This window comes from Micromonospora sp. NBC_01699 (genome assembly GCF_036250065.1).
Classification (GTDB): domain Bacteria; phylum Actinomycetota; class Actinomycetes; order Mycobacteriales; family Micromonosporaceae; genus Micromonospora_G.
The window spans coordinates 7,401,778-7,414,093 of record NZ_CP109199.1 but is presented as its reverse complement, the minus strand read 5'-3'; the positions used below and the strand labels follow the sequence as shown (position 1 = coordinate 7,414,093).

Below are 12,316 nucleotides of genomic sequence, written 5' to 3'. Positions count from 1 at the left end.
TTGATTCCGGCACCGGCCGGCGGCGTTCGAGGTGGGCCCGCCGGGTTATCCGGAGGTCACTTCTTCTCCGGCATCTGCGACGAGTGGTGGTTGACGATCAGCCACTTTCCGTCCCGCAGCTCGTAGACGAACGTGTAGCGCGCCTCGACCTTCCCGGCCACACCGCCCTCGGTCACGGTGAACTCGTAGACGCCGGTGTCGATGGCGTCCCTGTCGCCGAGGATCTTGACCGTCGAGTCCTTGATCGTGCCGCGCGGCTTCTTCTCCAGGAAGTGGTCGAAGTAGTCGACGATCCCCGCGGGGGTCTTGCGCACCTCGTTCGAGACCGTCGGAAGGAGGACGGCGTCCGGGGCGTACCGGTCGGCCACCCTTGCCGGGTCGCCGGTGGCCAGGGCTTCGTCCCAGCCCTTGAAGAGATCCCTGATCTGTTGCTCGGTCGGCTGTGCCGGGATGCCGGTCGGGACGGGTGTGGCGGTCACGACCACCGTCGGTGCCGTTACCGCCGCCGCGCTGATGGCGGCCCCGGTGACCAGGGCGGCGCCGAGCATGCCGGCGATGAGGATGGGGGAGGTCCGTCGCACGTGCGCTCCTAGAGTAGAGAGGCATCTGCGACTGTAAATATACATACTGTAGACAGTGTCCCAGCATCGAGGGGGTGATCGACCCTCCGACGGCGGGCGGAGCTCTCCGGGAGCAGGTCGGCCGGGGTGCGGCCCAGCGTCAGCGGCGGCGGACCCGGTGCAGGCGGAACGGCTTGTGGGTCAGCCGGACGGCCGGCGACGGTCTCGGCGTCGCGGCCAGCGAACCATCCGGCAGCGAGCCGCCCTCGGCGAGCGGGGTGCCGGCCGGGGCCAGTCGGTTGAGCGCACAGCCGCCCGCCGCCCAGCGTTCGACCAGCTCGGTCGCCGTACCGGCGGCGTTGAGCCGCTTCGCGGCGACCAGCGGCGCGCTGGCCCCCCACTCCTCACTGCCGGGAAGCAGCCGGGTCACCCGCGCCGGCCAGGTGACGATCCGGCCGCCGTGATCGCCGCGCAGGGTCACGGTGGCGGTGGCGGTGTCGGCGAGTCCGGGCGCGGTCTGCTCGCCCGGCCCGCTGACCACGTAGAGGGCGCCGTCCAGGGGCATGCACCACAGCGCCAGACCGGGACCGCCGTCGACCGACACCCAGGCCATCGCGGCCTTCTTCATCGCCTCTTCGACCAGCGGTGACGGGCCGACCTCCGACGCCACCGGGGCAGACGTGCCATTCTCGTCAGTCACCCCCGCATCCTCCCATTCTCAACGGGTGCGAACCGCCGAGCGCCGCCGGCCACGAAGGGTTCGGGTGACCGGCCGGGCGGTGCCGGACAGCGCCGGTTCGACCAGGTCGAGCACCTCGCGCAGCGAGGTCAGGGCCGGTCCGGTGAACCCGGTGTCCGGGTCGAAGACCAGGTGCTGACCGAGGTCGGGGGCGTTCAGCCGGACCGCGTCCAGCCCGGCCCCGGTGGCGCCGGTCAGTTCCCGGCTGCCGCCGTCGCCGACGTAGAGGCAGTCCGTCGGCGCCACCCCGAGCCGGTCACAGGCGATCCGGTAGATCGCCGGGGCGGGCTTGCAGTAGCCGACCTGGACCGAGAAGACCTGCGTGTCGAGCAAGGCCGCGATCGGAAGCTGCGGCAGGAACACCGGCAGTTCGTGGGTGCAGTCGCTGACCAGGGCGGTGGCGACCCCGAGCCGGCGCAGCGCGCGCAACGTCGGCACCGCCTCCGGGCGCAGCCGGGTGTCGGCCCGGACCGCACCCAGCCGGGCGGCCACCGCCGCCCGTACCTGGTCGTCGGACGGGTGTACGCCGATCCGGTCGCAGACCCAGCGCAGGGTCGCCTCGGCGGTGCCGAGCGCCCCGCTGGCCCGCAGGTAGAACGACCGGTCGAGGACGTCGAGCAGCGCCTCGGTGGTGCAACCGAGCCGCTCGGCGACGAGGGCGTGCCGCCGGCCACGGTTCGCCGGCCGGGTCAGGGTGTTGAAGAAGTCGAAGAGCACCGCCCGGTATGTGGACATGGTGGACCAGCCTCCGGGAGGAAATCGATGAACATCGGTCGGCCAGATGGTAACGAAGTGTTGATCGTCTCGTGGCCCGGGGTGAGCGGAGTGTGGAACTTTCGAGGGGCCGAGATGCGCGTGTGAGGATCTTCCCGTGCCATCTCCGCAAGTCACGCCCGCCGGACGCCCGCCGGTCGACCCACTGAGCGCCGGTGCGGTGATCCTCGCGGTCGCCGCCGTCTCCTCCTCGGCACCGCTGATCGCGTACGCCGCCGCACCCGCGCTGGCGATCGCGTTCTGGCGGAACACCATCTCGGTCGGCCTGCTCAGCCCGGTCACCCTGCTCCGGCGCCGGGCCGAACTCCGTACGCTGACCCGGGGCGCCGGGCGGCGCGAGGGCTGGTTCTGCGTGCTGTCCGGGGTGGCGCTGGCCGTGCACTTCGCCACCTGGATGCCCAGCGCCCAACTCACCTCGGTGGCCGCCGCCACCGCCCTGGTCGCCACCCAGCCGGTCTGGCAGGGCCTGATCGCCCTCGGGCAGGGCCGGCGACTGCCCACCGTCGCCTGGGTCGGGATCGGGGTGGCGGTGCTCGGTGCCGCCCTCGCCACCGGAGCCGACTTCGGGCACTCGCACCGGGCGGTCATGGGTGACCTGCTCGCGGTGATCGGCGGGATGGCGGCGGCGGTCTACACCGCCTTCGGGGAGCGGGCCCGCGCCACGATCAGCACCACCACGTACACCACCATCTGCTACGGGGTCTGTGCCGCGCTGCTGCTGGTCGTCTGCCTGGTCGGCGGCGTACGGCTGACCGGCTTCGCCGGCACGACCTGGCTGGCCATCCTCGGGCTGGTGGCCGGCGCCCAGCTGCTCGGACACTCGATGTTCAACTACGCCCTGCACCACTTCTCGGCCACCACGATCAGTGTGCTGATCCTGCTCGAAGCACCCGGCGCGGCACTGATCGCCTGGGCCTGGCTGGGCCAGCTGCCCCGACTGGCCGCCCTACCCGGCCTCGCCCTGCTACTCGTCGGGGTAGCCATCGTGATCCTCGGCAACACCCGCGCCAACCGCCGCACCACCCCCATCCCCGCCCCCGCCGAAACCGCCCCCCTCCCGGACTGACCGACCCCGCCGCCACCCCACCCGCCGCTCCCAACCCGCAATTTCTCGGCAAGTGTGGCTATTCGCGTGCCGATGGCCACTCTTTCAGTGAAAGTGCGGGGCAGGGGCAGCGGGCAGGGGCAGCGGGACGGGGATGGGGGTGGGGGCGGGTGGGGCGGGATGAGGGGGAGGACGGGGCGGATCGGCCGACCGTGACGCTCAGCCCGTCGGCGGAGTTTCCCGCGCTGCGGCCCGAGGAGCTGGCGGTGCTGCGCGAGGTCGGGCAGCGGTGGTCGGCGGCCATCCGCGACCGGCCGGCCGACTGGGACGAACTGCCGCTGGACCCGAGCCTGGACCGGTACCGGCATCCGCCCACCCCGAGCCGGTTCGGCCGGCTCGCCCGGATCGAGATGTTCAAGTCCGACGAGCCGGACCAACTGCTCGCCACCGAGACCGCGAACCTGCCGCAGTCGGGAGCCGGCCGGGTCCTCGCCCGGCTCCGGCGCGGGATCCTCGGACCGCCGCTGGCCAGCACCGCCGTACTCCAGGAACGGATGCGCAAGCTGGTCGCCCTGCCGGTGCTCTCTTCCGACCTGCTCTCCTCGGTCGCGTACGGGCCGGAGGCCCTGCTCGCCGTCCTGGTCCTGGCCGGCAGCGGCGCGCTGAACCTCGCGCTGCCGCTGGCCGGCGCGGTGGTGCTGCTGATGATCGTCGTCGGTACGTCGTACCGGCAGACCGTCCGCGCCTACCCGCACGGCGCCGGCTCCTACCTGGTGGCCAGCGACAGCCTCGGTCCCCGGTTCGGGCTGGCCGCCGCGGCCGGCCTGATCCTCGACTACGTGCTGACCGTGTCGGTGTCGGTGGCCGCCGGCATCAGCGCGATCACCTCGGCACTGCCCGGACTGACCCGGTTCACCGTGCCGCTCGGCCTGCTGGCGATCGCCGTCCTGCTCGCCGGCAACCTGCGCGGCGTACGGGTGGCCGGCAACCTGTTCGCCGCGCCGACGTACGTCTTCATCGTCGCCGCGGTCCTGCTGCTGGTCGTCGGGTTCACCCAGGCCGGGATGCGCGGCTTCGAACGGTTGCCGACGCCCCCGGTCACCGCCGTCGAGGGGCTCACCGTGCTGGTCATCCTGCGGGCGTTCGCCTCCGGCGCGACCTCGATGACCGGGATCGAGGCGGTGTCGAACGCGGTCCCGGTGTTCAAGCCGGTCGAGTGGCGCAACGCCCGTACGACGTTGACCTGGATGGTCAGCATCCTGGTCGTGCTCTTCGCCGGGCTGAGCCTGCTGATCCACCTGAGCGGGGTGGTGCCGCACCCCAACCAGACGCTCATCTCCCAGGTCGCCCGGCAGACGTTCCGCACCGGCCCGTGGTACGGCTTCATCCAGGCGGCCACGGCGATGATCCTGCTGCTCGCGGCGAACACGGCGTACCAGGACTTTCCCCGGCTGCTGTTCTTCGTCGCCCGGGACGACTACGCGCCGCGGCGGTTCCTGCACATGGGCGACCGGCTGGCGTTCAGCAACGGGATCATCGCCCTCTCGGTGGCCGCGGCGATCATCTTCCTCGCCTTCGGCGGCGCCACCCAGAAGCTGATCCCGCTCTACGCGGTCGGTGTCTTCCTCGCCTTCACCCTGTCCCAGGCCGGCATGGTGGTGCACTGGCGGCGGCACCGTGGCCGGCACTGGCACCGGCGGGCGGCGCTCAACGGGTTCGGCTCGGCGCTCTGCGCGATCGTGCTGGTCACCGCCGCCGTCACCAAGTTCGGCGAGGGGGCGTGGGTGGTGGTGCTGGCGATTCCGCTGCTGGTGCTGCTCGCGCTGCGGATCCGGCGGCACTACGACCGGATGCACCACGCGCTGGCCCTGCGGCCGCCGTCGGTGCCGGCCGGCGGGCCGGGGCAGCCGGCAGAGGGCGGTGGGCCCCGGGACCGGGCGGTGGGCGGGGACGACCAGGAGAGCGAACAGAGCCCGCAGGACGTACGTCACCTGGTGGTGGTGCCGGTGGCCCGGCTGAACCTGGCCGCCCTGCGGGCGCTGGCGTACGCGGCGTCGCTCGGGCCGCCGGTCTTCGCCGTACACCTCAGTCCGGAGCAGGAGGAGGCGGACCGGTTCCGGGAGGCGTGGCAGACCTGGGGCGACCATCTGCGGCTGGAGACGATCATCACGCCGTACCGGGCGATCACCGCGCCGCTGGTGCAGTACCTCGACTCGCTGCACAAGCTGCGGCCGGACGTGCTGCTCACCGTGGTGGTGCCGGAGCTGATGGTGAAGCGGCCCTGGCACCGGCTCCTGCACACCCCGATCGACCAGCGGCTGCGCCGGGCCCTGCGCGGCCTGCCCGGAGTGGTGATCGCCAGCGTGCCGGTGCACCTGCCGGAGTGAGCCGGCCGGTTCCGCCCACCGCTTTCCCGCCTGCGGCGCAGGGGACGAGGTTACGTTGGGCTGGCGGCGTACGGGCCGGTGGTCGCCGGTCGCGCCGAGCACGGGAGGGGCTGGTCCGATGCCGGACGACCGGGAACTGCTCCAGGAGTACGTCCGCGCGGGGCAGCTCATGCAGTTGGCGACCGTACGGGCGGACGGTTCGCCGATGGTCGGCAACCTCTGGTACGACCCGCACTTCGCCCCCGACCTGCTCCGGTTCGTCGCCCGGCACGACCGGTGGCAGGCGGCCGACGGGCACCGGGCGGGTGGGCACGGGCCGGCCGGACCGGAGGACGGGCGGGTCGGCGGCAGCATCGTCGCCGTACCGCCGGATGTGCGGGCCGGAACCGTACGCGGGGTGGCCTTCACCGGTGTCGTCCGGGCGCTGCCGCCGGTCGGGGTGGAGGCGGCGGCCCGGTCGTTCCTGGACCGCTGGCCGGGTGCCGAGGTGGCGGTCGATCCGGGCCGGCTGGCCCGGCACGAGACCCCCAGCCGGCTCTACGAGATAGCGGTGACCGAGTGGGTGCTCTTCGACGAGCGCCGCTTTCCGGAGGAGTCCCGGCACGTCCTCGCCGCTGCCCGGACGGCCTGACCGGCCTGTCCCCGATACGGGGCGGCGGGGCAGACCGTCGGGCGGTTCGTCAACGGGCGGTTGGTGAACGGGCGGTTGGTGAACGGGCGGTTGGTCAATGGGCGATGATCAACGCGCGGTGGTCGACGGTGGTCAACGGACGACCGGGAGGCCGTTGTCGAACCAGACGTTGGTCGCCCGGTCCCAGAGGACGCCTGTCTGGTTGGGGCGGGCGATGACGCCGAAGCGGTAGTTGCGGCCGAACTTGTTGTTCCTGATCACGATGTTCGAGGCGACCAGGTCGTCCCGTACCCCGATGGAGTAGTTGCCGCCGTTGCAGTAGTTGTCCTCGAAGGTCAGGTTGCGGACCGCGTCCGCGGTGGTCGAGCCGATCATGATGCAGGCGTTGTGCGGGTCGTTGGTGCTCGCCTTGTACGGCTCCAGCCGGTTGTGTTTGACCAGCATGTTGCTGCCGCCGGTGGTTTGCAGGGCGTCGTTGTGTGAGTTGGGCACCCTGGACAGGTCGTGGATCCACGAGTCCACGATGGTGGTCTTGGTGCCGATGCGGGGACCGTCGACCATGTTGTAGACGTTGGCCCGGCGCAGGGTGTAGTTGCCGCAGCAGACCGAGGTGGAGTTGCGGCCGGTGCCGTTGATCTCGACGTCCTCCACCAGCAGGTTGACCGCCGTGTCGTAGACCCGGATGGAGAAGGTCGGGCTGTTGCAGGTGATCCGTGACTTGCGGATGACCACATTGTTGGCCCGGACCGTGACGCAGCCGACGATGTTCAGGTTCGTTATCACCTGGCCGTCCTGGCGTACGTCGAGCGAGCCCGAGCTGGTCAGCACGGTGCCGATCGGCACGCCGGTGGTGGTCGGGCCGGGCCAGTAGCTGAGCGGGGTCGGCGGGGTCGTCGTCGGTGTCCGGGTGGGGCTCGGCAGCGGGTCCTCCGGGCCGAGGCCGGAGGGTGTGGGCGCGACCGCGACCCCGCCGGGTACGTCCGGTGAGTACGCCTCGCCGTTCTGCTCCGAGTCGACGATGGTCGCCGGTGCGGCCGTGCTCTGTACGAACGACCTTCGGCAGCCCTGCACGGTGACCCGGGTCGCCGCGTAGTCGCCGGGCACTATGCCGTCGGTGTTGCTGTCGGTGCAGTGGATGTCGGTGTCGGTGATGGTGGCGCCGGAGACGCCGGGGCGGATCCGGATGGCCGCCGTCCCACCGGTCCGGATGGTCACCCGTTGCAGGGTGACGTTGTCGGCCGCGATCTCGATCGGCCGGTCGAACGTCTGGCCGGCGACGATGGTGCCCGCGTTGGCGTACACCATGGGGGCCGGGTCGGAGCCGGGTCCGGCGAGGATCGCGTATCCGGTGCCGGCTATCGCGGCGAGACCGACGGCGCTGGTGGCGGCGATGATCTGGGTGCGACGGCTCAGGCCGGTACGGCTCGGGGTCGGGTCGTCGCCTGCCTGGGGCTCGCCCGATGGATTTAAATCGGTGTTGTTCATGGCTTCGCCCTTGGGGAATGGGCGGCGCACGGCGCGGCTGCGCTGCCCGTCCTGCCTAGGTAGCCCACCTCGGTCGCGCCGGCGTCAGTGCCGCGTCGACTTCTCAGGTCGGTCCAACAAGGTCAATGATCGAGGGCCCTGCCGCCCCGGAAGCTACTAGATGCTTCTACGTGAAGGCTACGCTTCGTATTGTGTCGGGCACTATATAGAATCTGACGGATTATCGACAGAAAACGGTATTCATCACTGCGACTACTGACAAAACAGCTTCAACTGTCGATCCGAGGATAGTGGAGTGTCCGGCCGATGCCGCCGCTCAGGGCAGCCCGACCGCCCGCTCGCTGGCCCGCCAGAGCCGGGCGGCCAACTGCGGATCGGCGGCGTGCGGCCGGGGTCGGCGCAGCTCACGATCGGCGTAGTAGCCGCCGTTGGTCAGTCCGCCGGGGGCCTGGTGCGCCAGCCACACCAGCGTCTCCGCGCCCTTGGCCGGCGACCGCATGAACCAGGCGTATTTCATGCCCCAGGCGACCAGTCGACTCTCGTTGGCGAACCGGGTACGCACCGCGCCCGGGTGGTACGACACCGTCACCACTCCCGGCCAGCGTCGGGCCGCCTCGGCGGCGAACAGGACGTTCGCCTGCTTGCTGCTGCCGTACGCGCGCATCACGTGGTAGTCGCGCAGGGCGGCGGAGAGGTCGTCCGGATCCAGCGCACCCCACCGGTGCGCGCCGGACGCGGTGGTCACCATCCGGTCGACCCGGTCCCGCAGCAGGCTGCTGAGCAGGAACGGCGCGAGATGGTTGGCCTGCATGGTCAACTCGAACCCGTCCACCGTGGTCACCGGGCGGGGACTGACCGCACCGGCGTTGTTGGCCAACACGTCGATCCGGTCGTAGGCGGCACGCAGTTGCGTGGCGAGTCGCCGTACGTCGTCGAGCACCGCGAAGTCGGCCCGGAACTCGGCCGGGCGGATGCCGCTCGCGTCGCGTACCTGATCGGCGGCGGCGGTCAGACGGGCCGGATGCCGCCCGACCAGGACGACCTCGTCGCCGCGTCCGGCCAGCTCGATGGCGGCGGCCAGGCCGATGCCCGAGGTGGCGCCGGTGATCACCACCCGGAGTCCGGTCCGCCGGCCGGTGACCGGCGGACCGGGCGGCGTCGGCCCGGTGACATCTTCGACAGGTCGCTCCTCGCCGGTCATGGCGCGAGGTTACCGTGTGGTCACAAAGATTGTCGTGATCGTTCCACCCGGTCAGCACCGCCGACCGGGTGGTGGAAGGAGCGCCCGATGGCCGCAGCTGGCCGCCCCCGCCGGTCCTGTCTCGCGGTGCCCGGATCGAGCGTGAAGATGCTCGGCAAGGCCCAGGAGCTCCCGGTCGACCAGGTGTTCCTCGATCTGGAGGACGCGGTCGCGCCACTGGCCAAACCGGAGGCCCGCCGCAACGTCGTCGCCGCGCTCAACGAGGGCGACTGGGGTGGCAAGATCCGGGCCGTACGCGTCAACGACCTCACCACGCCGTGGACGTACCGGGACGTGGTCGACGTGGTCGAGGGGGCGGGCGCCAACCTGGACTGCGTGATGCTGCCGAAGGTGAGCAACGCCAGCCACGTCGAGTGGCTGGACCTCACCCTCGGCCAGATCGAGCGCGCCCTCGGCCTGCCGGTCGGCGGGATCGGCATCGAGGCCCAGATCGAGAACGCGGCCGGCCTGGTCAACGTCGACAGCATCGCCGCCGCCTCGCCCCGGGTCGAGACGATCATCTTCGGCCCGGCCGACTTCATGGCGTCGATCAACATGCGGTCGATGGTGGTCGGGGCGCTCATCCCCGAGTACCCCGGCGACCCGTACCACTACATCCTGATGCGGCTGCTGATGGCCGCCCGCGCGTACGACCGGCAGGCGATCGACGGCCCGTACCTGCAAATCCGGGACGTGGACGGTTTCCGCGAGGCGGCCCGCCGCTCGGCCGCGCTCGGCTTCGACGGCAAGTGGGTGCTGCACCCCGGCCAGATCGAGGCCGCGAACGAGGTCTACGCACCGTCCCAGCGGGACTACGACCACGCCGAGCTGATCCTCGACGCGTACCAGCACTACACCTCGGCTGCCGGCGGCCGGCGCGGGGCGGTGATGCTCGGCGACGAGATGATCGACGAGGCGTCCCGCAAGATGGCGCTGGTCATGGCCGCGAAGGGCCGGGCCGCCGGGCTGAGCCGTACGTCGACCTTCACCGTGCCGGACTGAGCCGGCCGGCCCCGACGGGCGGGGCCGGCCGCAGGCCCGGCGGCACCGGTGTCAGCCGGCACCTGAACTCAGTAGGTGGCGAACTCGTCCGGGTTCTGGGACACGTACACGATGCCGATGATGATGACGATGGTGGCGATCACCGCGATCGCGGTCGTGATCCAGCCGATGATGACGCCGGCGGTCGCCATCCCGCCGCCGCTCTCGCCGCGCTCGCGGATCTGCCGCTTGGCGACGTGGCCCAGGATCGCGCCGACGATGCCGAGGTAACCGCCGAGGCCGTAGCCGCAGAGCCCGAGCACGGAGACGATCGACACCACCAGCGCGGCGACCGCCATCCCGTTCTGCGGCGCCGCGACCGGGTAGCCGTAGCCCGGCTGGTAGCCGGGGGCGGGGTAGCCGGCCGGGGCCGGATAGCCGGGCGGCGTCTGGTAGGCCGCCGGGTCGGCGTACTGGTACTGGGCCGCCGGGTCCGGGCTGCCGGCCGGGTACTGGTACGCGCTCGCCGGGTCCGGGCCGGGCGGGTACGGGTACGCCGGTCCGGCGGGCGGCCCGGCCGGATACTGGAAAGCGGTCGGATCCTGGTACGCGGGCGCGCTCGTCGGGTTCTGGTACGCGGTCGGATCCTGGTAGGTCGGGTTCTGGTACGCGGTCGGGTCCGGTGCGCCGAGCGGGGGCTGGTAGGCCGGGCTCTGCGGGCTGTCCGGTGGCTGGCTCGGCCCGGCCGGGGCGTTCCAGTTGCCGGGTTGCTGGGGGTCGCTCATCGGGTCTCTCCGTCTACGCAGGGGATGCGGCAGCCAGGGTAGTGGCAGATCGCCACTGACATCCGCCCGCTGTCGGTGGGGGTGCCGCGTTGCCCGGATTGGCGGGACCGGGCAGGATCGCGGCATGGCATTCGACGCGCGCGCCGGTGAACGTGCCGGCAGCCGACCCCGGCGGGACGCTTCACGTTCCGCGCTGGCTCGCCGTAACCGGACCGCACCGCCGGGTGGCGTCCCGGTCGACGACTCCGACGAACCCACCGCCCTGCCCGACAGCGAGCCGATCACGCTCCGCCTGGACGGCCGGGTCGCGCTGGTCACCGGCGCCGGTAGTCCGGACGGCATCGGGTACGCCACCGCCCGCCGGCTGCGTGATCTCGGCGCGCGGGTGGGGATCGTGTCGACCACCCGGCGTATCCACGACCGGGCCAGCGAGCTCGGCGCGACCGGCTTTGTCGCCGATCTCACCGACGAGGCGGAGGTGGGCGCGCTCGCCGACGCCATCGCCGAGCAGCTCGGCGAGGTGGAGGTGCTGGTCAACAACGCGGGCCTGGCCAGCCGGGCGAGCCCGGAGGTGCTGCGTCCGGTCGCGCAGCTCACCTATGACGAGTGGCACGGTGAGATCGAGCGGAACCTGACCACCGCCTTCCTGTGCAGCCGGGCGTTCATCGGCGGTATGGCCGAGCGCGGCTGGGGCCGGATCGTGAACCTCGCCGCGACCGCCGGACCGGTGAACGCGCTGCCGACCGAGGCCGCCTACGCCGCGGCCAAGGCCGGTGTGGTGGGCCTCACCCGCGCGCTGGCGATGGAGATGGTCGCCGACGGGGTCACCGTGAACGCGGTGGCGCCGGGCACGATCTACACCGCCGCATCCACCGTCGCCGAGCTCAAGCAGGGCCTGGGTACGCCGGTCGGCCGCCCCGGCACCCCGGACGAGGTGGCGGCGGCGATCACGTTCCTCTGTTCCCCGGCGGCCTCGTACATCACCGGTCAGATGCTGGTTGTCGACGGCGGCAACAGCGTGCGGGAGGCACAGTTCCGGTAGCGGTCAGTAGGAGGTGCCGGCCGCGTTGTCACCGCCCCAGATCGCTAGCGCCAGCCAGCCGCAGCAGAAGATCAGGTAGAACGCGGTGAAGATGTAGGCGAGTACCAGGCCGGCGGTGGCGAGGCCGTTGCCCTGTTCCCCGGTCTGCCTGATCTGCCTGCGGGCGAGATGGCCCAGCACGATGCCGGCCGGCGCGAAGACGAAGGCGAACACCAGCGACAGGATCGCCAGTACGTTCGTGCCGGTCGGCGGCCCGTAACCGGGTGGGTAGCCGCCGGGTTGGCCGCCGTACTGTCCCGGCTGACCGTAGGTGCCGTACGGGCCGTACTGGCCGGGTTGACCGTACTGGCCGTACTGCTCGGGTGGTGGTTGGCCGTACTGGCCGGGCTGTTGGCCGTACTGCTCGGGTGGGCCGTACTGCTCGGGTGGGCCGTACTGGCCCGGTGGTTGGCCGTACTGGTCTGGTGGTGGGCCGTACTGGTCTGGGTCGCCGGGCGGCGGGCCGTACGGCGGTTGGGGCTGGTGGGGATCGGGGTTCTCGCCCGGTGGTGGGTAGCTCATACCAATCGCCCTCCTCGCTCCGGACGCTACTTGACCAGCGAGTCCGTGCGCGGCGGTTGGGTCGACTGACGCCGTGACCGTTAGGG

Annotated in this window: 12 protein-coding genes; 5 read left to right on the top strand and 7 right to left on the bottom strand. The window is 71.7% G+C overall.

Annotated elements, in window-relative coordinates:
* Positions 1–56: 56 nt before the first annotated feature.
* The 3 genes from OG792_RS30515 to OG792_RS30505 form a co-directional block, all read right to left on the bottom strand.
* On the bottom strand, positions 57–581 hold the full coding sequence (locus tag OG792_RS30515) for an SgcJ/EcaC family oxidoreductase (protein WP_329104713.1): 525 nt from the start codon (positions 579–581) through the stop codon (positions 57–59).
* Between the two features lie 139 nt (positions 582–720).
* Positions 721–1,188, bottom strand: a complete 468-nt coding sequence (locus tag OG792_RS30510) for a hypothetical protein (protein ID WP_329111535.1) — start codon at positions 1,186–1,188, stop codon at positions 721–723.
* 90 nt (positions 1,189–1,278) lie between these two features.
* The gene (locus OG792_RS30505) at positions 1,279–2,034 is read right to left on the bottom strand and encodes an HAD family hydrolase (protein WP_329104711.1); all 756 of its coding nucleotides are present in this window, start codon (positions 2,032–2,034) and stop codon (positions 1,279–1,281) included.
* Between the two features lie 136 nt (positions 2,035–2,170).
* On the opposite strand from OG792_RS30505, the gene OG792_RS30500 reads away from it, so the two are divergent.
* From OG792_RS30500 to OG792_RS30490, 3 genes are all read left to right on the top strand, one after another.
* The gene (locus tag OG792_RS30500) at positions 2,171–3,139 is read left to right on the top strand and encodes a DMT family transporter (RefSeq protein WP_329104709.1); all 969 of its coding nucleotides are present in this window, start codon (positions 2,171–2,173) and stop codon (positions 3,137–3,139) included.
* Positions 3,140–3,288: 149 nt separating this feature from the next.
* Complete coding sequence (locus tag OG792_RS30495; RefSeq protein ID WP_329104707.1) at positions 3,289–5,505, top strand: APC family permease; 2,217 nt, start codon at positions 3,289–3,291, stop codon at positions 5,503–5,505.
* Between the two features lie 118 nt (positions 5,506–5,623).
* Positions 5,624–6,136 carry a pyridoxamine 5'-phosphate oxidase family protein gene (locus OG792_RS30490; RefSeq protein WP_329104705.1) on the top strand — a complete coding sequence of 171 codons (513 nt, stop codon included), beginning with the start codon at positions 5,624–5,626 and terminating at the stop codon, positions 6,134–6,136.
* A gap of 132 nt (positions 6,137–6,268) precedes the next feature.
* Here the strand turns inward: OG792_RS30490 and OG792_RS30485 are convergent, their stop codons facing one another.
* Both OG792_RS30485 and OG792_RS30480 read right to left on the bottom strand, forming a co-directional pair.
* On the bottom strand, positions 6,269–7,621 hold the full coding sequence (locus tag OG792_RS30485) for a hypothetical protein (RefSeq protein ID WP_329104703.1): 1,353 nt from the start codon (positions 7,619–7,621) through the stop codon (positions 6,269–6,271).
* A 316-nt stretch (positions 7,622–7,937) separates the two neighbouring features.
* Entirely contained in the window at positions 7,938–8,735 is a 798-nt protein-coding gene (locus OG792_RS30480; protein WP_329111534.1) for an SDR family NAD(P)-dependent oxidoreductase, read from the bottom strand.
* A 174-nt stretch (positions 8,736–8,909) separates the two neighbouring features.
* Here OG792_RS30480 and OG792_RS30475 point away from each other — a divergent pair, with 174 nt between their 5' ends.
* Complete coding sequence (locus OG792_RS30475) at positions 8,910–9,863, top strand: HpcH/HpaI aldolase/citrate lyase family protein (protein ID WP_329104701.1); 954 nt, start codon at positions 8,910–8,912, stop codon at positions 9,861–9,863.
* A gap of 68 nt (positions 9,864–9,931) precedes the next feature.
* Here the strand turns inward: OG792_RS30475 and OG792_RS30470 are convergent, their stop codons facing one another.
* On the bottom strand, positions 9,932–10,627 hold the full coding sequence (locus tag OG792_RS30470; protein WP_329104700.1) for a DUF4190 domain-containing protein: 696 nt from the start codon (positions 10,625–10,627) through the stop codon (positions 9,932–9,934).
* A gap of 193 nt (positions 10,628–10,820) precedes the next feature.
* Between OG792_RS30470 and OG792_RS30465 the strand changes: the two genes are divergently transcribed.
* Positions 10,821–11,669, top strand: coding sequence for an SDR family NAD(P)-dependent oxidoreductase (locus OG792_RS30465; RefSeq protein ID WP_329111531.1), 849 nt, complete (start codon positions 10,821–10,823; stop codon positions 11,667–11,669).
* Between the two features lie 3 nt (positions 11,670–11,672).
* Here the strand turns inward: OG792_RS30465 and OG792_RS30460 are convergent, their stop codons facing one another.
* Positions 11,673–12,230 (bottom strand): DUF4190 domain-containing protein, encoded by a 558-nt coding sequence (locus tag OG792_RS30460; RefSeq protein ID WP_329104698.1) that lies wholly within the window; start codon positions 12,228–12,230, stop codon positions 11,673–11,675.
* Positions 12,231–12,316: the final 86 nt, after the last annotated feature.